This is a genomic window from Micromonospora sp. LOL_025, from assembly GCF_048060285.1.
Taxonomy (GTDB): Bacteria; Actinomycetota; Actinomycetes; order Mycobacteriales; family Micromonosporaceae; genus Micromonospora.
In genome coordinates, this window is the sequence record NZ_JBHMIR010000001.1 from 228,721 (window position 1) to 248,741 (window position 20,021).

The following is a 20,021-nucleotide window of genomic DNA, read 5'->3' on the forward strand; positions in this document are numbered from 1 at the left end:
ACTGCATGATCGACGCGGGGCCCCGGGGGGGGGTGGGGGGTGGGGGTGGGGGGTGGGGGTGGGGGGTGGGGGGTGGGGTGGGTCAGGCGACTACGGAGACCATGCGGCCCTTGATGACGATGACCTTGCGGGGTTCCTTGCCGGCCAACGAACCGGCCACCGCCTCCAGGGCCGCCGCGCGGACGGTCTCCTCGGGCGCGTCGGCGGGGACCTCGACGCGGCCCCGCACCTTGCCGTTGATCTGCACCGGGTACGTCACCGTCTCCGCCACCAGCAGCGCCGGGTCGGCGGTCGGGAAGTCCGCGTACGTCAGGGAGGTGTCGTGACCCAGCCGGCGCCACAGCTCCTCGGCGACGTGCGGGGCGAACGGCGCCAGCATCAACACCAGCGGCTCGGCCACCTCGCGCGGGGTCTGCGCCAGCCGGGTCAGCCCGTTGGTCAGCTCGATCAGCTTGGCGATCGCGGTGTTGAACCGGATCGCCTCCATGTCGCCGCGGACCCCGTCGACCACCTTGTGCAGCAGCCGCCGGGTCGCCTCGTCAGCCGGCGCGTCGGTGACCCGCAGCGCGCCGCTCTGCTCGTCGACGACCGCCCGCCAGACCCGCTGCAGGAACCGGTACGACCCGACCACCGCCCGGGTCTCCCACGGACGGGACACCTCCAGCGGGCCCATCGACATCTCGTAGACGCGGAACGTGTCCGCCCCGTACGCGGCGCACATCTCGTCCGGCGTGACCACGTTCTTCAGGGACTTGCCCATCTTGCCGTACTCGCGGTTGACCTGGGTGTCGCCCAGGTAGAAGCCGCCGTCGCGCTCGGTCACCTCCTCGGCCGGCACGTAGGCGCCCCGGGCGTCGGTGTACGCGTACGCCTGGATGTAGCCCTGGTTGAACAGCTTGCGGAACGGCTCGAACGACGAGACGTGCCCCAGGTCGTACAGCACCTTGTGCCAGAACCGCGCGTACAGCAGGTGCAGCACGGCGTGCTCGGCGCCGCCGACGTACAGGTCGGTGCCACCGCAGTCGCCCTCGCCGCGCGGCCCCATCCAGTACGCCTCGTTCTCCGCGTCGACGAAGCGCTGCGAGTTCGTCGGGTCCAGGTAGCGCAGCTCGTACCAGCACGAGCCGGCCCACTGCGGCATCACGTTGGTCTCGCGGGTGTAGCGCTTCGGGCCGTCGCCCAGGTCCAGCTCCACCTCGACCCAGTCGCGCCGGCGCGACAGTGGGGTCTCCGGGTTGCTGTCGGCGTCCTCCGGGTCGAACGTGCGCGGCGAGAAGTCGTCCACCTCGGGCAGCTCGACCGGCAGCATCTCCTCCGGCAGGGCGATGGCCGCTCCGGTCTCGTCGTACACGATGGGGAACGGCTCGCCCCAGTAGCGCTGCCGGGAGAACAGCCAGTCGCGCAGCCGGTAGGTCACCGCGCCGGTGCCGTGCCCGTTGGCCTCCAGCCACTCGATGATCCGGGCCTTCGCCTCGGCCACCCCCAGGCCGTCCAGGTCCAGGCCGCGCTCGGGCGCGGCGCTGTTGATCGCCGGGCCGTCCCCGGTGTACGCCTTGCCGTCGAAGCCCTCCGCCGGCTGCACGGTACGCACGATCGGCAGCTCGAAGACCTCGGCGAACGCCCAGTCCCGCTCGTCCTGGCCGGGCACCGCCATGATCGCGCCGGTGCCGTAGCCGGCCAGCACGTAGTCGGCGACGAAGACCGGGATCCGCCCCCCGGTGACCGGGTTGGTGGCGTACGCCCCGACGAAGACGCCGGTCTTCTCCTTCGTGTCGGCCTGCCGCTCGACGTCGGTCTTGGCCGCCGCCGCCTTGCGGTACGCCTCCACGGCCGCGCGCGGGTTGGCGTGCCCGCCGGTCCACGCGTCCTTCGTCCCCTCGGGCCAGGCGGCCGGCGTCAGCGCGTCGACCAGCTCGTGCTCGGGGGCCAGCACCATGTAGGTGGCGCCGAAGACGGTGTCCGGCCGGGTCGTGAACACCCGGACCGGCGCGACATCGGTCGGGAAGTCGATGTGCGCGCCGGTGGAGCGGCCGATCCAGTTGCGTTGCATCAGCTTGATCGGCTCGGGCCAGTCCAGCGTGTCCAGGTCGTCCAGCAGCCGGTCGCCGTACGCGGTGATGCGCATCATCCACTGCTTCAGGTTGCGCTTGAAGACCGGGAAGTTGCCGCGCTCGGAGCGGCCGTCGGCGGTGACCTCCTCGTTGGCCAGCACGGTGCCCAGCCCCGGGCACCAGTTGACCGGCGCCTGCGAGACGTACGCCAGCCGGTGGTCGTCGACGACGGCCCGGCGCTCGGCGACGGACAGCTCCGCCCACGGCCGCCCGTCGGGCGTGGGCCGGTTGCCGCCCTCGAACTCGGCGATCAGCTCGGCGATCGGGCGGGCCCGCCTCGCCCCGGTGTCGTACCAGGAGTTGAAGACCTGCAGGAAGATCCACTGCGTCCAGCGGTAGAAGTCGGTGTCGATGGTGGCCACCGAGCGGCGCTCGTCGTGGGCCAGGCCCAGCCGGCGCAGCTGCGCCTTGTAGCGCTCGATGTTGGCCACGGTCGTGGTCCGCGGGTGGGTGCCGGTCTGCACCGCGTACTGCTCGGCGGGCAGGCCGAACGCGTCGAAGCCCATCGCGTGCAGCACGTTGCGCCCCGCCATCCGCTGGTAGCGGGCGAAGCAGTCGGTGCCGATGTAGCCCAGCGGGTGCCCGACGTGCAGGCCGGCGCCCGACGGGTAGGGGAACATGTCCAGGACGTACAGCTTCTCCGCCCCGGCGCGGGGGTGACCGGGGTCGGCCAGCGGGCCGGTCGGGTTGGGGGCGTGGAACGTCCCCTCCCGCGCCCAGGCGTCCTGCCAGCGCTGTTCGATCTCCTCGGCCAGGGCCGCGGTGTACCGGAACGGGGGAATGTCGGCCGGTGCTGCTGCCTCACTCATGGCGTCTCCTCGCTTCGCTCGTCGCCGCCGGCCACGCCACGGCCGGGCTGGGTGCTGACCTCGCTCGGCGCGGTCATGTCGGTCTGGCTCGGGTCTGTCCGCCGCCGGCGCCGCGCCGCCCGAGGGCCGGCGCCGGTGCCGGGTGCCGACCGCCGGGGCGTCCGGCGGAGGGCACAAAAAAGCCCCTCGCGCAGGAGGGGCCGCCGTGCTGTCGCGCGTCAGCGCATCAGCACGGCCCGGTAAGAAGCAGGAAGAATCCGGCCATGACCGGGAGTGTACCCGCCGTCCGGTCCCGCACGTCGCCCGCCGCCACGGGTCGGGACGGCGACCCCGGACGTACGCGGGCCGCGGCAGCCCTTCGTGATCATCGCCGGCACCGAGAGCGACGGCCCGATCCCCCGACCCGGCGAATATTCGGTGCGTAACCGACCGTCTACCTGCGGGGGTCGGCGACAGCGACAAACATGGTTAGCCTGAGAGACCAGTGAGATTTCTGCGGCAGACGAGGCTCGGCGTCGCGAACCCTACGGCGGGTCCAGCTGCTCTATACAGAGCTGCCGTCCGGCGACGAGGAGGAGGCCCGTGACACAACAGACCTGGGACGAGGTGGGCGGCGCGTTGCCGCACGACGAGTTCCGTGCCGCCAGCGAAGCCATCGTGTCGAACATCGAGCAGGTCATCGAGGGCAAGACAGCCACCGTGCGGCTCGCCCTGGCCGTCCTGCTCGCCGAGGGCCACCTGCTCATCGAGGACGTGCCCGGGGTCGGCAAGACCAAGCTCGCCAAGGCGATGGCCCGGTCGATCGACTGCTCCGTGCGCCGCATCCAGTTCACCCCCGACCTGCTGCCCAGCGACGTCACGGGGGTCAGCGTCTACAACCAGGAGACGCACGACTTCGAGTTCCGCCCGGGTGCGGTCTTCGCCAACCTGGTCGTCGGCGACGAGATCAACCGCGCCTCGCCGAAGACGCAGTCGGCGCTGCTGGAGTGCATGGAGGAGCGCCAGGTCACCGTCGACGGCGTCACCTACCACCTCCAGACGCCGTTCATGGTCATCGCGACCCAGAACCCGATCGAGATGGAGGGCACCTATCCCCTCCCCGAGGCGCAGCGCGACCGGTTCACCGCCCGCATCGCGATGGGCTACCCGGACCCGAGCGCCGAGCTGGCGATGCTCGACGGGCACGGCGCGACGGACCCGCTGGACGAGCTGCGTCCGGTCTCCGACGCCAACACCGTGCGGCAGCTGATCGCCCACGTCCGGCAGGTGCACGTCGCCGACGCCGTCAAGCAGTACGCGATCGACCTGGTCACCGCCACCCGCGAATCCTCCGACCTGCGCCTGGGCGCCTCCCCCCGGGCGACCCTTCAGCTCCTGCGCACCGCCCGCGCGGTGGCGGCCCTGGAGGGGCGCGACTACGTCCTGCCCGACGACCTCCAGGTGCTGGCCGTGCCGGTGCTCGCGCACCGGATCATCCCGACCGCCGACGCCCAGCTCGCCCGGCGTACGACCGACGCGATCGTCTCCGAGCTGGTGCACCGGCTGCCGCTGCCGCACGACCGCGGGCGCTCCCCGTACGACACCCGCCCCACGGGCGAGGGCAACGGCCGAGCCACGTACGAGCCGCGGAGGCGGTGACGTGCGCGACGGGCTGCGCGGGCTGACCACCCGCGGCCGTTCGTTCCTGGCGGCCGCGGTCGCGGCGGCGGTCTCGGCCGGCATCCTCGGCGAGAAGGACCTGCTCCGGGTGGCCGTGCTGCTGGCCATCCTGCCGCTGCTCGCCGCGGCCTACGTCGGGCGCAGCCGCTACAAGCTGGCCTGCAACCGGTCGCTGGACCCGCACCGGGTGCCCGTCGGGGCCAGCTCCCGGGTGGTGCTGCGGTTGCAGAACATGTCCCGCCTGCCCACCGGCACCCTGCTGTTGGAGGACCGGCTGCCGTACGCGCTGGGCAGCCGGCCCCGGGTGGTGCTGGAACGGCTCGGCGCCCACCAGGCCAGCTCGGTGGCCTACACGGTGCGCGCCGACGTGCGTGGCCGCTACGAGGTGGGCCCGCTGGTGGTCCGGATGACCGACCCGTTCGGGTTGTGCGAGCTGAGCCGCGCCTTCCCGAGCACCGATCATCTGACCGTCATCCCGCAGGTCACCCCGCTGCCCTCGGTGCGCCTGCCCGGCGAGTACGCCGGCAGCGGCGACAGCCGGGCCCGCTCGGTGGCGGTGCACGGCGAGGACGACGCCGCCACCCGGGAGTACCGGGTGGGCGACGACCTGCGCCGGGTGCACTGGAAGTCCACCGCGCGCACCGGCGAGCTGATGGTGCGCCGGGAGGAGCAGCCCTGGGAGAGCCGCGCCACCGTCGTGCTGGACACCCGCGCGTACGGCCACCGCGGCGACGGACCGACCGCCTCCTTCGAGTGGGCGGTCTCCGCCGCGGCCAGCATCGCGGTGCACCTGCGGCAGGCCGGCTACAAGCTGCGCCTGGTCACCGGTTCCGGCGCGGACGTGGACGCGTCCGAGGCGGCCGGCGACGGGGTGCTCCTCGACCACCTCGCCGAGGTCCGGCTCGACAAGAACGGCGAGCTGACCACGCTGGTGCAGCGGGTCCGGCAACGGGCGGACGGCGGCCTGATCATCGGCCTGTTCGGCTCGGTGAGCACGGCCGAGGCCGAACTGCTGGCCGGGCTGCGGGGCAACGGCGCCACCTGCGTCGGTTTCCTGCTCGACAGCTCCACCTGGCTCAACCTGCCCACCAAGGCCCGGGCCGAGGCCGACCACGCCCACGGCGCCGCCGCGCTGGCGATGTTGCAGAGCGGCTGGCGGGTCATCGGCGTCGACCACGGCACGCAGTTGCCCGCGCTGTGGCCGCAGGCGGCCCGCGGCTCGCAGGGCTTCGCGCTGCGGGCGGCCATGGCCGAGACGGTGGCCGGCGGCATGCGATGAACGGAAGGGTCCCCTCATGATCGCCCACCGGAACCTGGGCTTCGTGGCCGCCGCGGCGACGCTGCTCGCCGCCGCGCCGCTGTCGGCCATCTTCGAACGCTGGACGTGGCTGATCCAGGCGACGATCGCGGTGGCCGTGGTCGCCGCCGTGGCCGCACTCGCCCGGCTGGCGCGGGTCCCGCTCTGGGGCCAGGCGCTGGGCATGCTGGCCGGCCTGACGCTGGCCCTGACCTGGCTCTTCCCCGGCGGCACCGAACTACTGGGCATCGTGCCCACCCCGTCGACCTTCACGCACTTCGGCGAACTGCTCGACGGCTCGCTGGAGGACATGCGCTCGTACGGCGTCAAGGTTCCCGACACCGACCCGCTGCTGTTCGTCACGGTGCTCGGCATCGGCGGGGTGGCCGTGGTGGTCGACGTGCTCGCCGTCGGGCTGCGTCGGCCGGCGCTGGCCGGCCTGCCGATGCTGGCGATCTACTCGGTGCCCGTCGCGGTCTACGTGGACAGCGTCCCGGCCGTGCCGTTCGTCGTCGGCGCCGCCGGGTTCCTCTGGCTGCTGGTGACCGACAACGTCGACCGGGTCCGCCGGTTCGGCCGGCGGTTCACCGGCGACGGGCGCGACGTCGACGTCTGGGAGGCCTCGCCGCTGGCCGCCGCCGGCCGGCGGCTGGCGGCGGTGGGTGTGGCACTGGCCGTGGTGCTGCCGCTGGCCGTGCCGGGGATGACGGGCGGGCTGCTGGACACGCTGGGCGGTTCGGGCAACGGCAACGGCAACGGGCGCCCCGGGCAGGGCGGCACCGGTCGCATCGACCTGTTCGCGGCGCTCAGCGGGCAGCTCAACCAGTCGGAGGTCGCCGACCTGGTCAAGGTCACCACGAACGAGCCCAGCCCCTTCTACCTGCGCTTCGGCGTGGCCGACAAGCTCACGTCGACCGGCTTCCGGGAGGGCAACCCCACGGGTCGCCCCGTCGCGGACCTGCCGGCGCCGTCGGCGCGGGGCGTCGAGCAGCGGACGTACCGGGCCACGGTCGAGGTGACGAAGGACCTCACCATGCCGCTGCTGCCGGTCTACACCGAACCGGTGCGCGCCGAGGACCTCAACGGCAACTGGGCGTACGACCCCAGCCTCCAGGTGGTCTTCTCCCACCGGGACAACTCCCGCGAGAAGCGCTACGCGTTCGACTACGTGCGCTCGACGTACACGCCGACCGCGCTGCGCAGGTCCCAGCCGCTGCCGGCCGACCACGCCGTACGGCGCCTGCATCCCGCGCCGCCGCCGGTGCCCGAGGTCGAGGAACTGGTCTCCAGCCTGGTGCGGGGCAAGGACACCGAGTACGACAAGGTCCGCGCGATCTACGACCACTTCTCCGCGGACAACGGCTTCACCTACTCGCTGAGCACCAAGGGCGGCACCAGCGGGCGGGAGATCGTCGACTTCCTCGACAACAAGGTCGGCTTCTGCCAGCAGTACGCCGCCGCGATGACGTGGCTGGTCCGGGCCGCCGGCGTCCCGGCCCGGGTGGCGTTCGGCTTCGCCAACGGCAGCAACTCCGGCGACGGCACGTACACCCTGACCAACCGGAACCTGCACGCCTGGACGGAGGTCTACTTCAACGAGGTCGGTTGGGTGCCCTTCGACCCGACCCCGGCGTACGGCGTGCAGGGCTCGACCCGGTCGGCCTGGGCGCCGGACATCGACGCCCCGGAGGAGCAGACGCCCACTTCCGGCCCGTCGAGTGCCCCCGACGGCGTCGACCCGTCGGCCGGCCCGACGGGGCCGGAGGGCCCCGAGGAGGACATCGACTCCGGCCTGGCCATCAACGGCGCGGCCCCGACCGACCAGGGCCCGGTCTGGCCCTGGTACGCCGCCGCGGCGGTGCTGGCCCTGCTGGCCCTGCTCGCCCTGCCGGCGCTGCGCCGCACGGCGCTGCGCCGCAAGCGCAGCGGCCCGGCGAAACCGGCCGCGACGGCGGTGCGCCCCGAGGGCGCCGGCGACGCGCCCGCGGACGGGCGACGCATGGTGGTGGTGGCGGACGCGGAGCGGGCACGGGCGGACGCGCACGCCGCCTGGGACGAACTGCTGGACACTCTGGTGGACTACCGGGTCCGGGTGGACCGGACGGAGACCCCCCGGGCGACCGCCGACCGGCTGTCCCGGGAGGCGCTCACCGCCGACGCGGGGGCGACCACGGCGGTACGCCTGCTCGGCCGCGCCGAGGAACGCGCCCGCTACGCCCGCGATCCGCTGACCGGCGAGCAACTCCTGCCGGCCCTGCGCGCCGTACGCGCCGCGCTCGCCGCACAGACCAACCGGCGTACCCGCCTGGTGGCGGCGGTGCTGCCGCCGTCGGTGCTGCTGCGCTGGCGCACGGGCACGGCCGAGGCGTCGTCCCGGCTGGTGGCGGCGGGTGGTCGGGCCCGGCACCGGTTGCTGCGCTGGAACCCGCGTCGCCTGGTGGCCGGCCGCATGGCCCGCTGACCGACGGACGGACGAACGGGCCGGTGGGGGCGTCCGCCCCACCGGCCCGTCGCGTTTTCGCGGGGCTGTCGTCAAGACCCGGATGCCGGGGTGCCGGCCCGTCGATGCCGACGGGGCCGTCAGCCGACGGGCCGTCGGGGCCGACCGGACCGCCGGGGCCGACCGGGCTGGGGCCCGACGGAGTCGTCAGGGCCGACCGGGCTCAGGGCGGGCGGCCGGAGGCCGGGCGTCGGGACAGGCGAGGACGCAGGCCCGGGGACGTGCGGAATCGTCGGTGGCCGCCGGGGCGTCCCGGCGGCCGACTGGTCGTCGCGCGGCCCCGCCTCAGGGGCGGGTCGGGCTCAGCGGTGCCCCTCCGGGCGCTGCCGCCACCGGTCCTCCATCCGATCCAGGATCGAGGGCCGACGACCCGAACGACCGCGGGGGCGACGACGACTCGTCGTCCCGCCCACGACGTGCAGGTCCGGTGACTGCGCCCGACGGTGCGACTGCACCGCGAACGCGGCCGAGGCCAGCATGACGACGAAACCCGCCACTGCCAGCGGCGGAGTCTTGATCACCGCGCCGTAGACCAACAGGGCCAGCCCAGCGATCATCACGCCGGCAGCGACGAGCAGGCGACGCCGCGCGTGGAAGCGCGGATCGCTGGCGCGCACGGCCGAGGCGAATTTGGGGTCCTCGGCAAGCGACCGCTCGATCTGCTCGAACAGCCGCTGCTCGTGCTCCGAGAGCGGCACGGCACTCCTCCCCGGTCACGTTGGTCGGCCCGGTCGGGCCGACAGACCGTGGCAGCCAACCGGCTGCTTACCCGCAAGTCTACGAGGGCCCCCGCGCGTCGGAAAGCGGGACGACCTACGGCCGGGGAGGATTTTCATTTCGTCGCCCCTCGCGGGCCCCGAGCAGACTGGCCGGACCTATGACGGACCGCCCGAAACGGGCAGCTGCGGCGTCGGCTGCGGCCTCCGCCTCCCGCCAGCCCCGCGCGGGCGCGCCGAGGGTGAGCTGTCGCGGGGTCTCCCGCGCGGCGGCGAGCCCCTCGACCCGTACGCCGACCAGCCGGACGGGCTCACCGGGGTCGAGCGCGGTGTAGAGCGCCCAGACGGTGTCGAAGATCTCCCTGGCGACGTCGGTCGGTGTGCCGGCCGTGCGGGAGCGGCTGACGGTGCGGAAGTCGGCCAGTCGCACCTTGAGCGACACGGTGCGCCCGACCTGCCCGGCCCGGCGCAGCCGGATGCCGACCTTCTCGGCGAGGGCGAGCAGCGCCCGGCGGATCTCCAGCGGGTCGGTGACGTCGACGTCGAAGGTCACCTCGGCGCCGATCGACTTCTCCGCCTGCTCGGGACTGACCCGGCGCGGGTCGCGCCCCCAGGCCAGCTCGTGCAGGTGGGCGGCGGACGCCTCACCGAGCGCCTTGCGCAGCATGCCGACCGGTGCCTCGGCGAGATCGCCGATCGTGGCCAGGCCCAGCCGCCGCAGCGTTTCGGCGGAACGCTCCCCCACCCCCCACAGCGCCGACACCGGCAGCGGGTGCAGGAAGTCGAGCACCCGGAGGGCCGGGACGACGAGCAGGCCGTCGGGCTTGGCGCGGGTCGAGCCCAGCTTGGCCACGAACTTGCTCGGGGCGACGCCGACCGAACAGGTCAGCCCCTGCTCGGCGGCGACCCGCTCGCGGATGCGCCGGGCGATGGCGGCGGGCGGACCGAAGAGCCGCCGGGCACCGGCCACGTCGAGGAACGCCTCGTCCAGGGAGAGCGGCTCGACCAGCGGGGTCACGTCCCGGAAGATCTGCATCACCGCGGCGGAGGCCGCCGAGTACTGCGGGAAGTCGGGCGGCAGGTAGACCGCGTGCGGGCAGAGCGCCCGGGCCCGCGCGGTGGGCATCGCGCTGCGCACGCCGTAGCGGCGGGCCTCGTAGCTGGCGGAGCTCACCACCCCGCGCGGGCCGGTCCCGCCGACCACGACGGGGCGACCCCGCAGCTCCGGCCGGCGGCGGACCTCGACCGAGGCGAAGAAGGCGTCCATGTCGACGTGCAGGATCGGGCAGCCGGAGTCGTCGGCGTCCGGCCCGAACCGGGGATCGCCGCCCCCGGGCAACGACTGGCTACGGCCCATCCCCGCAGGCTAGCCCGGACCTGCGACATCCCGCCCGGACGCAACGCCCCGGGCAGGGACCCGCCGCGGCCCGGCCGGCGCGGTCAGCCGCGTACGACCAGCAGCGGGATCGTCATCTCGGCCGCCGTGTCCGCCCCGTGGTACGCCACCAGCCGGGAGACCGCCGGCGGCTCGGAGCGGGAGGCGGTCACCGCGTACGTGCCGTTGCAGATCACCACCACGTCGCCGATGCGCGCCAGGTGTTCCTCCGCCACGGGGCCGAACCAGCCGGCGGCCACCACCTCGTCGCGGGTGCGCACCCGTGCCGCGTCTCCGAGCACCGCCGACCAGGCGGCCACGACGTCGTCCAGGGCGCCGGGGGTGACGTGCAGGTAGCGGACCCGGGGTTCCCCGGCGACCACCTCCAGCCCGGCGCGCAGCCGGGGGTCGGTGTCCAGGTCGAAGCGGTGTCCGGCCGGGATGTCGAGCTGGCCGTGGTCGGCGGTGACCAGCAGCGCGGCGTCGGGCGGCAGCCCGTCGACGAGCCGGGCCAGCAGCCGGTCCACCTCGGCCGCGGCGATCCGCCAGGGTGCCGAGTCGACGCCCGTGAGGTGGCCGTGCCGGTCCAGGTCGGGGTGGTAGCCGGAGACCAGCGTGGGCCCCGACCCGGCGGCCAGGGCGGCGAGCATCCGTTCGGCGAGCGCGTCGACGCCGGCCGCGCCACGGTAGTCGCCGCCCCGGTTGGCGGCCAGCGTGAGCCCGCTGCCGCCGAACTCGGGCCGGCTCACCGCGGTCACCGCGACCCCGGCGGCGCGGGCGCGTTCCAGCTGGGTACGGACCGGCTGCCAGCGCAGCGGCGCCGGGTCGGCCGCCCACTCGACGTGGTTGAGCACCCGGTCGGTCCCCGGCACCCGCACGGTGAAGCCGAGTACGCCGTGCGCGCCGGGCACGGCGCCGGTGCCCAGGGTCACCAGGCTGGTCGGCGTGGTCGACGGGAAGCCGGAGGTCAGCGGCCGGCCGGCGGTCGCGGCCAGCCCCGCCATGGTCGGCGCGTACGGCGCGGCGGTCGGGATCTGGTGCCAGCCGAGGCCGTCGACGAGCAGCACCGCGATCCGGCGTACCCCGGGCAGCGCGGTGACCAGCCCGAGCGGGTCGGCGGCACCGGGCACACCGAGCACGGCGAGCGCGCCGGGCAGGATGTCGGCGAGACTGGCGTCGCCGTAGCGCGGCCCGACGATCTCCAGCGGATCGATCACGGGCGGCGGGCGAACAGGTGCAGCTGGGCGGCGAGGTCCCGCCAGGGCGCCCGGGCGGCGAGCGCCCGCTCCAGCTCGACCAGGGCGGCGGGCTGGCCGTCGGCGACGGCGGCGGGGAGCAGGTCGGCGAGTACGCGTACGCCGTGGATCTCCTCGACCACGAGCCCGGCGGCGGCGAGCAGCGCGGCGGCGCCGTCGGCGTCGTAGCGCCGGCGCAGGGTGTCCCGGCTGCCGGCGGTGCCGGCCGGATCGGCGGCCAGCGCGGCGGCGACGTCCAGGTGCCCGTTCACGGCCCGGCCGAGCACGGCGGCGGCCCGGCCGGCGACCAGCACGCTCGCGGCGCCGCCCGGCCGCAGCGCGGCGGCCAACGCCGTCACCACCGCCGCCGGGTCGTCGACGACCTCCAGCACGGCGTGGCAGAGCACCAGGTCGGCGCTGCCCGGCTCGACCAGGCCGGCGAGCGCGTCGCCGTCGCCCTGCACGGCGCGGACCCGCTCGGCCACGCCGGCCTCGGAGGCCCGGCGGGTCAGTGCGGCGAGCGCGTCGGGACTGGCGTCGACCACGGTGACCCGGTGCCCGGCCTGGGCCAGCGGCACGGCGAAGCCGCCCGTGCCGCCGCCGACGTCGAGCACGGTCAGCGCACTGCCGGCGCGACGCTCCAGCTCGGCGCGCAGCACCGACCAGATCACGGCGGTACGGGGGGTCAGCGGCGGCCCGGCGAGCCGGCCTGGGGTCTGCTCCACCCGGTCGAGCCTAGTCACCCGGTCCAGCCGCACCGAGCCGCACCTGCGGCGGCCCGGTCGGCTCCGGGGTGGGAGATCAGGACTCGCCGGTGACGGCGTCGTCCTCGGCCCGCGACCGCAGGGCGTTGGCCACCGGGCCTTCGACGATCTCGTACTCGCGCGGCTCCGTGTGGTGGCTCGGGGTCCAACCGGCGCCGAGCCGGGTCCGCCGGGAGTTCGCCACCCCACCGCTACGCTCGTTGTTTCCCATGATCGTTGTCCCCCTCGTGCTCGCGCGGGCCACTCTGCCCACGCGAGCTGGAGTGTCCCTCGACCGGGCGCGGAAAACCGTAATGTGGATCACTGCCGTCAGCGGAAGTCGCGCGAGGGCGGGCTGACCGGCGGTTCGATGGCGTCCAGCCGGTCGGCGGTGAGGTTGGTCACTCCCTCGTGCCGCTGCAGCCGCCCCCGCACCACCAGCGCGGCGCTCGTGCGGGCCACCCGCCGGTAGCGCTGCCACAGGCCCGGGGAACAGGTGACGTTGAGCATCCCCGTCTCGTCCTCCAGGTTGAGGAAGGTGACCCCGCCGGCGGTCGCGGGGCGCTGCCGGTGGGTGACGATCCCGCCGACCCGGATGCGCCGCCCCGGCTCCACCTGGCCGAGCCGGGCGATCGGCACCGCGCCGAGCGCGTCGAGCCGGGGGCGGATGAAGCGGGCCGGATGGCTCTCCGGTGACAACCCGGTCGCCCACACGTCGGCGACCAGCCGCTCCACCGCCTCCATCCCGGGCAGGGTGGGCGCGGTCGCGCCGGTCACCGTGCCCGGCAGTCGGCCCGGCCGGTCCTGGGCCGCCGCGCCGGCGGCCCAGAGGGCCTGCCGCCGGGACAGCCCGAAACAGGCGAAGGCGTCCGCGGTGGCCAGCGCCTCCAGCTGCGCGGCGGTGAGACCCACGCGCCGGGCCAGGTCCGGCATGTCGCGGTACGGCCCGCGCGCCGCCCGCTCCGCCTCGATCCGCTCGGCCACCCCGTCACCGAGGGTACGCACGCCGGAGAGCCCCAGCCGGACGGCGGGCCCGTTCAGCCCCCAGTCGTGCGGCGGCTCCCCCGGCGCGCTGCCCCACCGGGTCTGCGGGGTGGACTCCAGCACCGCCAGGGCGCCGCTGGCGTTGACGTCCGGCCGGCGCACCTCGACGCCGTGCCGGCGGGCGTCGTCGACCAGCGTCTGCGGTGAGTAGAAGCCCATCGGCTGGGCGTTGAGCAGCGCGGCCAGGAACGGCCCCGGGTGGTAGCGCTTGAGCCAGGAGCTGGCGTAGACCAGGTAGGCGAAGCTCATCGCGTGGCTCTCCGGGAAGCCGTAGCTGGCGAACGCGGAGAGCTTGCGGTAGACGTCGTCGGCCAGTTCGCCGGTGATGCCCCGCGCGGCCATCCCCGCGTAGAGCCGGTCGGCGATGCGGGCCATCCGCTCGGCGGAACGCTTCGCGCCCATCGCCCGGCGCAGCTGGTCGGCCCCCGCCGCGTCGAAGCCGGCCAGGTCGATGGCGAGCTGCATCAGCTGCTCCTGGAACAGCGGCACGCCGAGGGTCTTCTCCAGCGCGTTGCGCATCAGCGGGTGCGGGTAGGTCACCGGCTCCTGGCCGTTCTTGCGCCGGATGTACGGGTGCACCGAGCCGCCCTGGATCGGGCCGGGCCGGATCAGCGCCACCTCGACCACCAGGTCGTAGAACTCGCGGGGCTTCAGCCGGGGCAGGGTGGCCATCTGGGCGCGGCTCTCCACCTGGAACACCCCGACCGAGTCGGCCCGGCAGAGCATGTCGTAGACCTCGGGGTCGTCCAGCGTCATGTCGCCGAGGTCCAGGCTCATCCCGATCATGTCGTAGCCGTAGTGCAGCGCGGAGAGCATGCCGAGCCCGAGCAGGTCGAACTTGACCAGGCCGACGGCGGCGCAGTCGTCCTTGTCCCACTGGAGCACGCTGCGGCCCGGCATCCGCCCCCACTCCACCGGGCACACCTCGATCACCGGCCGGTCGCAGATCACCATGCCGCCGGAGTGGATGCCCAGGTGCCGGGGGAACGTCTGCAACTCGTTGGCGTACGCGACCACCTGCTCGGGGATGTCCGCCACGTCGACCGTGGCGACCGACCCCCACCGGTCGATCTGCTTGCTCCAGGCGTCCTGCTGGCCGGGCGAGAACCCGAACGCCTTGGCCACGTCCCGCACCGCCGAGCGGGGCCGGTAGGAGATGACGTTGGCGACCTGCGCGGTGTGCTCCCGGCCGTACCGGGCGTAGACGTGCTGGATCACCTCCTCCCGGCGGTCGGACTCGATGTCCACGTCGATGTCCGGCGGGCCGTCACGCTCCGGGGCGAGGAAGCGCTCGAAGAGCAGCCGGTGCCGGACGGCGTCCACGTTGGTGATCCGCAGCGCGTAGCAGACCGCCGAGTTGGCCGCCGAGCCCCGCCCCTGGCAGTAGATGTCCTGCTCGCGGCAGAACGTGACGATGTCGTAGACCACCAGGAAGTAGCCGGGGAAGCCCAGCTCCTCGATCATGTTCAGCTCGTGGTCGAGCTGCGCGTACGCCCTCGGGTGCGCCTCGGGCGGGCCGTAGCGCTCGCGGGCGCCGGCGTGGGTCAGGTGGCGCAGCCAGCTCATCTCGGTGTGCCCCGGCGGCACCGGGTACGCCGGCAGCCGCGGCGCGACGAGCTGGAGGTCGAACGCGAGCTCGGCGCCGAACTCGGCGGCCCGGGCCACCGCGCCGGGGTAGGCGGCGAACCGGGCCGCCATCTCGGCGCCGCCGCGCAGGTGGGCGGTGCCGGCCGCGGGCAGCCAGCCGTCGATCTCGTCCAGGCTGCGCCGGGCCCGGACGGCGGCGACGGTGGTGGCCAGCCGCCGCCGGCCCGGGGTGGCGTAGTGCACGTTGTTGGTGGCCACCGTGGGCAGGCCGGCCGTCGCCGCCAGCTCGGCGAGCGCGTCGTTGCGGTCGGCGTCCACCGGGTGCCCGTGGTCGGTCAGCTCCACCGCCACCGTCTCCGCACCGAACAGGGCGGTCAGCCGGTCCAGCTCGCGGGCCGCCGCGTCCACCCCCTCGGTGAGCAGCGCCGACGGCACGTGTCCCTTGCGGCAGCCGGTGAGCACCAGCACGTGGTCCCGCAACTCGGCGGCGAGCTCCTCCAGCCCGCCGTAGACCGGGCGGCCCTTCTCCCCGCCGCGCAGCTGGGCGCGGGCGATGGTCGCGGCCAGCCGGGCGTACCCCTCGTGGCCGTGGGCGAGCAGCAGCAGGTGTCGCCCGAGCGGGTCGGGCTCGCCGTTCTGCGGGCCGGGCAGGTCCAGGGAGAGCTCGGCGCCGAAGATCGTCGGCAGGTGCAGCGCGCGGGCCGCCTCGGCGAAGCGCACCACCCCGTAGAAGCCGTCGTGGTCGGTGACGGCGAGCGCGGTGAGGCCCAGCCGGGCCGCCTCCTCGGCCAGCTCCTCCGGGTGGCTGGCGCCGTCGAGGAAGCTGAAGTTGGTGTGCGCGTGCAGCTCGGCGTACGGCACCGCGTCGTCGGGGCGGGCCACCTCGGGCGGCTGGTACTGCTCCCGCGTGCGGCTCCAGGCGGGAGAGTCGCCGCCGTCGGCGTCCACGGCCAACGGGTCGACCACGTGCAGGTGCCGCTCGTCGCGCACCCGGCCGCCCTCCCCGCCGGCCCGCCCCTCCCCCGGCCCGCCCGCACCCACTCGGCCCCCACCAGGTCGGCCCGTGCCCAGTCGGTTCGCACCCGACCCGCCCGCCCCCGGCCGGTCCACGCCCGGCCGACCCGTGCCCGACCGTTCCTCGCCCGGCCGACCCGCGCCCACACCCGGTCGCTTCCCGCCTGTCCCACCCGTACCCGTGCCCGCACCAGGTCGGCCCTCGCCTGTCGCCCACGCACCCACGCCCGCACCAGGTCGACCCTCGCCTGTCGCACCCGCACCCGACCGACCCGCACCCGACCGACCCACGCCCGATCGGCCGGTGCCGGACTCCCGGCCGGAGAGCACGCGCTCCAACTCCGACCAGGGCAGCTTCGGGTTGTGAAAGCTCATCAGAGCCCCTCGGGGCGGGGAGCCGGAGAGATCTTGGAGAGTTCCGGCCCCTGGAGGGGCCGGAACTCTCCAAGATCCGAAAGCCGGCGTCCGGCGGTCCTGCCAACGGGGCAGCTCGACAGCGCCGGCAGGGCTTCACCCCGCGCGAGCCGACGCGCCGGCAGGGCACCGGGTCGAGCGGGTGGGTGGGGGTGGGGCGGGTGCCCGTTGGTGACCGTGGGCGGGTGCTCAGTCATAGATCGCCTCCACCAGCCACCGCCCGGCCTCGACGGCGAGCAGCAGGGCCGTACCGTCGGCCAGACAGACCTGGAACCGGGCCCGGCGGCGGGCCTCGACCGGTGCCCACCAGCGCTCGTCGACCGGCCACGGACCCGCCCAGCCGACGATCTCGACCGGTCGGGCGGCGCCCACGGTCAGCCGGGCCGGCTCGGCGCTGACCTGGAGTCGCGCGCTGACCCGGACCGGCTCGCCGCCGGCGTCGTGCACGACCGCGGCGAGCGGGTCGGGCAGCACCACGGCCGGCGCGGGTGGCGGCAGCCGGCCCGGCCACGGCGGCGGGACGGGCCGGGCCGGCAGGCGTTCGTCGCCCCACGGCACCAGGCGCACCTGGTCCGCCGGCGAGCGCCCGCCGCCGAGCACCGCGGTGACCACCGCCTCGGGACCGAGGATGCCCTGCACCCGGCTCAACGCCCGGTGCGCCCGCTCCCGCTCCTCGCCGGTCTCCCCCCACAGGCCGGGTTGCAGGCCGGCCTGCGCGACCACTCCGTCCGGGACCAGCCGCAGCCGGATGATGCCCGCCGTCGGGCGGGTCGGGCGGGTGCCGGCCCGGCCGGTGCTGCCGGACAGCCAGCCGTCGAGCTGCCAGCGCACCCGGTCGGCGATGGCCGCGGCGGTGAGCAGCCCGTCGTGCCGCCAGACCCGGTGCAGTTCCTGGCCGTGCGCGGTGACCGCCTCGATGCCGAGACGGGTGCAGGCCAACCCGTGCGCGGCGAGCCGGTCGTGCAGCCGTTCGGCCAACGCCCGGGCGGCGAAGGCCGCCGCGTCGACCCGGTCGAGCGGCTCGTCGTGGTCGGCGGTGACCGCGAGGTCGACCGGAGGTCGCCGGACCGCGAGCTGACGGTGGTCCCGCCCGGCCGCCAACCGGTGGGCCAGCGCACCGTCGAAGCCGAACCGGGCCAGTACGTCGCCGGCGGGCAGCGCGGCGAAGTCGCCCAGGGTGCGTACGCCGAGCCGGCGCAGCAGGTCGGCCAGGGCCGGGCGGCCGAGCGCCTCGACCGGCAGGTCGGCGAGGAATCCCGGTGTCCCGTCGGGCGGAACGACCCGTCCGTCGCGGGCGGCCAGCCCGGCGGCGAATACCCCGTCGGCGATGCCGACCTGGCTCTCCACCGCGCAGGCCTGGGCGACGTGCTCGACGATCCGCTCGGCGGCCGCCTCCTCGCCCCCGAGGTAGCGGCTCGGCCCACGGGCCGCCACCGCGCACGCGCCGGGGCGTACCACCTCGACGCCGGCGACCAGTTCCTCGACGGCGGCGACCACCGGTTCGAACGCCCGGGCGTCCCGCCCGGGGTCGTACTCGACGGCGGTGAGCTGCGGGCACCGGCCCTGGGCCTCCCGTCTGCGCAGCCCTCGACGCACCCCCTCGGCGCGGGCCCGCTCGGAGCAGGCGACCACCCGGTTGGCGTGCAGCACGGCGACCGGGTCGGTGGCCGGCACCCCGTCGACGATCTCCGCGGCGAGCACCGGCCAGTCCGGGCACCAGAGCAGCAGGGTCCGCACGGGCGCGGCGGTCACGTCGGGCCGACCAGGGTGAGCGCGGCACGACGGGACGGGCCGGTGGGCGCGGAGGCGACGGCCGGGCCGACCTGGCGGAGCCGGCCGGCGGTCGACCGGCCGGTGGCGGAGACGGCGGCGGCGGGGGCGGGGGCGGAACGGGGAATGACCCGGGTGAGCCCGTCCCCGGGCAGCCAGACCTTGATCTCCTTGGGGCGGGCGGCGGCCCCGCGGCCCCGCGCGGAGACGGTGACCTCGCGGCGACGCAGCCGGCCCCGCCCCTGCCCGAGCCCCTCCCAGGCGCCCCGGACCACCTGGAGGGTCACGTCCGCGCCGTCCCACCGCCCGTACGGGACGAGGACGCTGCCGCGCTGCCGGGCACGGGCGGCCAGCCGGTTGGCCACCGAGGCGGAGACCGCCGTCGGCACGGCGGTGACCACGACGTCCACCCCGTCGATCAGCGCGGCGATGACGGTGGCCCACTCCGGGCCCGGGTGGGGCACCAGGGCGAGCCGGTCCAGGGCGATGCCCAACTCGGCGGCGGCGCCCGCCCCGAACGTCGGGACCCCCACCACGGCGCACCACGAGCCGGCCCGGGACGCCTCGGCGAGCAGCGCCAGGACCAGCGAGGTGCCGCCGCTGCGCCGGGGCTGGCCGGTGGCGACCGCGATCGTGCTGCCTCGTCGCAACCCCCGGTTGGGCAGCAGCCCGGTCAGCTCGGGGGCCACCGGCAACAGCCGGTGACCGGCCGCCGGGTCCGGCGCGCTCGCCGGGCGCACCAGACCGGCCAGTGCGGCGGAACCGACCACCATCCGGCCCGCCATCGGACCTACCCCCCGTCGTGCTGTCGGATCAGACGTGCGCGTGGCGCGCCGGGGCACCCGGTCGCCGCCGGACGGCCGGGTGCCCGGGTCAGGCCGCGAGGCCGTCGAGCGCCGGTTGGTGGGCCACGCCGAGTGCGGCCTCCACGACCGTGACGAACTGCTCGGCGGAGCGCAGCAGGTCGTCGGCCTCCCGGGCGGTCACGACCCGTGGGATGCCGGCCTCGGCGGCGGCCCGCTTGCCGGCGCCGAGGGCGAAGAACCGGGCCCACTCGTCGAGCTCGGGGGCGACACCGGAGAGCAGGATCCAGACGCTGGTTACCCGGTGGCGTCGGGCGGGGGCAGGTCGCGCCCGGGCGGCGAGCACGGCCGCGGCCGCCCGGAGCGCGGCCAGGTGGGCGGCGGCGTAACGGAGGCCGTCGGGGCGGGTCTGGGCGGCCTCGGCCAGCCCGCGCCGGGCCACCGCGAGAAGCTGGGCGGGGGTGCGGTGCGGCAGCACGTGCGCCGGCACCGTCGGTGCCTGAGCCGGGTTGGTCGGCATGGGACTGTCTCCTCCACGTGGCCGAGGCGCCGCCCCGGAGACGGCCCTGGGCCGCCGGCGGGACGCCGGGTCGAGTGGTGCGGAGGAAGACGCACCGGTGGGGTGGCCGGCCGGGTGTGGACGCTTCCCCACACCACACCCGGCCGGCGTTACCGGCGGGTTCGTCGCCCGCCGCCCGGGGGTCGTGGGCGGCGGGCGACGCTCCTGCCTGACGGGCCCGGACTCGCGACTGCCCGGGACCCAGGTGCGGCCCGCGGAGCCGCACCGCCCGGAGCCGCGCCGCGAAACACCGCCCCGGGTCTGTTGGAACGGGCGTTCGAGGCAATCGAACACTCGTTCTAACTGCTGCTGACAGTACACCCTCCCACCGACGAAAACGCAACGTGTGGCGCGCGGGCGTCGGTCGACGTCCCGGCAGGTGCCG

13 protein-coding genes are annotated in these 20,021 nt (G+C 75.3%); 3 read left to right on the plus strand and 10 right to left on the minus strand.

The features are described 5' to 3' along the window. Positions 1-82 precede the first annotated feature (82 nt). Complete coding sequence (leuS, locus tag ACFHW0_RS01080) at positions 83-2,920, minus strand: leucine--tRNA ligase (RefSeq protein ID WP_416604814.1); 2,838 nt, start codon at positions 2,918-2,920, stop codon at positions 83-85. 582 nt (positions 2,921-3,502) lie between these two features. On the opposite strand from leuS, the gene ACFHW0_RS01085 reads away from it, so the two are divergent. Genes ACFHW0_RS01085 through ACFHW0_RS01095 form a run of 3 tightly spaced genes read left to right on the plus strand, consistent with a single transcriptional unit; the run spans position 3,503 to position 8,337 of the window. Next, a complete protein-coding gene (locus tag ACFHW0_RS01085) occupies positions 3,503-4,558 on the plus strand; it encodes an AAA family ATPase (protein ID WP_416604815.1) in 1,056 nt (351 codons plus the stop codon). A 1-nt stretch (position 4,559) separates the two neighbouring features. Next, positions 4,560-5,858: a DUF58 domain-containing protein gene (locus ACFHW0_RS01090; RefSeq protein WP_416604816.1), complete on the plus strand. Its 1,299-nt coding sequence runs from the start codon at positions 4,560-4,562 to the stop codon at positions 5,856-5,858. 16 nt (positions 5,859-5,874) lie between these two features. Then, on the plus strand, positions 5,875-8,337 hold the full coding sequence (locus tag ACFHW0_RS01095; protein WP_416604817.1) for a transglutaminase TgpA family protein: 2,463 nt from the start codon (positions 5,875-5,877) through the stop codon (positions 8,335-8,337). Between the two features lie 341 nt (positions 8,338-8,678). Here the strand turns inward: ACFHW0_RS01095 and ACFHW0_RS01100 are convergent, their stop codons facing one another. From ACFHW0_RS01100 to ACFHW0_RS01140, 9 genes are all read right to left on the minus strand, one after another. Then, positions 8,679-9,074 carry a DUF3040 domain-containing protein gene (locus ACFHW0_RS01100; protein ID WP_121400531.1) on the minus strand — a complete coding sequence of 132 codons (396 nt, stop codon included), beginning with the start codon at positions 9,072-9,074 and terminating at the stop codon, positions 8,679-8,681. Positions 9,075-9,189: 115 nt separating this feature from the next. Next, complete coding sequence (locus tag ACFHW0_RS01105) at positions 9,190-10,449, minus strand: DNA polymerase IV (protein WP_416604818.1); 1,260 nt, start codon at positions 10,447-10,449, stop codon at positions 9,190-9,192. 83 nt (positions 10,450-10,532) lie between these two features. Continuing rightward, the gene (locus ACFHW0_RS01110) at positions 10,533-11,729 is read right to left on the minus strand and encodes an alkaline phosphatase family protein (RefSeq protein ID WP_416605233.1); all 1,197 of its coding nucleotides are present in this window, start codon (positions 11,727-11,729) and stop codon (positions 10,533-10,535) included. Beyond that, a complete protein-coding gene (locus tag ACFHW0_RS01115; protein ID WP_416605234.1) occupies positions 11,681-12,445 on the minus strand; it encodes a class I SAM-dependent methyltransferase in 765 nt (254 codons plus the stop codon). Before ACFHW0_RS01115 ends, ACFHW0_RS01110 begins: the two co-directional genes overlap by 49 nt. A 58-nt stretch (positions 12,446-12,503) precedes the next feature. Further along, positions 12,504-12,677: a hypothetical protein gene (locus ACFHW0_RS01120; RefSeq protein WP_199729568.1), complete on the minus strand. Its 174-nt coding sequence runs from the start codon at positions 12,675-12,677 to the stop codon at positions 12,504-12,506. Between the two features lie 98 nt (positions 12,678-12,775). Then, positions 12,776-16,117: an error-prone DNA polymerase gene (locus tag ACFHW0_RS01125; protein ID WP_416604820.1), complete on the minus strand. Its 3,342-nt coding sequence runs from the start codon at positions 16,115-16,117 to the stop codon at positions 12,776-12,778. A 576-nt stretch (positions 16,118-16,693) separates the two neighbouring features. Continuing rightward, positions 16,694-18,256: a DNA polymerase Y family protein gene (locus tag ACFHW0_RS01130; RefSeq protein WP_416604821.1), complete on the minus strand. Its 1,563-nt coding sequence runs from the start codon at positions 18,254-18,256 to the stop codon at positions 16,694-16,696. Beyond that, positions 18,253-19,059: a hypothetical protein gene (locus ACFHW0_RS01135; RefSeq protein ID WP_416604823.1), complete on the minus strand. Its 807-nt coding sequence runs from the start codon at positions 19,057-19,059 to the stop codon at positions 18,253-18,255. Before ACFHW0_RS01135 ends, ACFHW0_RS01130 begins: the two co-directional genes overlap by 4 nt. Positions 19,060-19,147: 88 nt before the next feature. Next, positions 19,148-19,597 (minus strand): SAV_6107 family HEPN domain-containing protein, encoded by a 450-nt coding sequence (locus ACFHW0_RS01140; RefSeq protein ID WP_334605870.1) that lies wholly within the window; start codon positions 19,595-19,597, stop codon positions 19,148-19,150. Positions 19,598-20,021: the final 424 nt, after the last annotated feature.

Bases quoted from the DNA above. Each gene is read 5' to 3' on its own strand.
- ACFHW0_RS01105 (WP_416604818.1), bottom strand. From the start codon at position 10,449: ATGGGCCGTAGCCAGTCGTTGCCCGGGGGCGGCGATCCCCGGTTCGGG.
- ACFHW0_RS01120 (WP_199729568.1), bottom strand. From the start codon at position 12,677: ATGGGAAACAACGAGCGTAGCGGTGGGGTGGCGAACTCCCGGCGGACC.
- leuS (WP_416604814.1), bottom strand. From the start codon at position 2,920: ATGAGTGAGGCAGCAGCACCGGCCGACATTCCCCCGTTCCGGTACACC.
- ACFHW0_RS01135 (WP_416604823.1), bottom strand. From the start codon at position 19,059: ATGGCGGGCCGGATGGTGGTCGGTTCCGCCGCACTGGCCGGTCTGGTG.
- ACFHW0_RS01140 (WP_334605870.1), bottom strand. From the start codon at position 19,597: ATGCCGACCAACCCGGCTCAGGCACCGACGGTGCCGGCGCACGTGCTG.
- ACFHW0_RS01095 (WP_416604817.1), top strand. From the start codon at position 5,875: ATGATCGCCCACCGGAACCTGGGCTTCGTGGCCGCCGCGGCGACGCTG.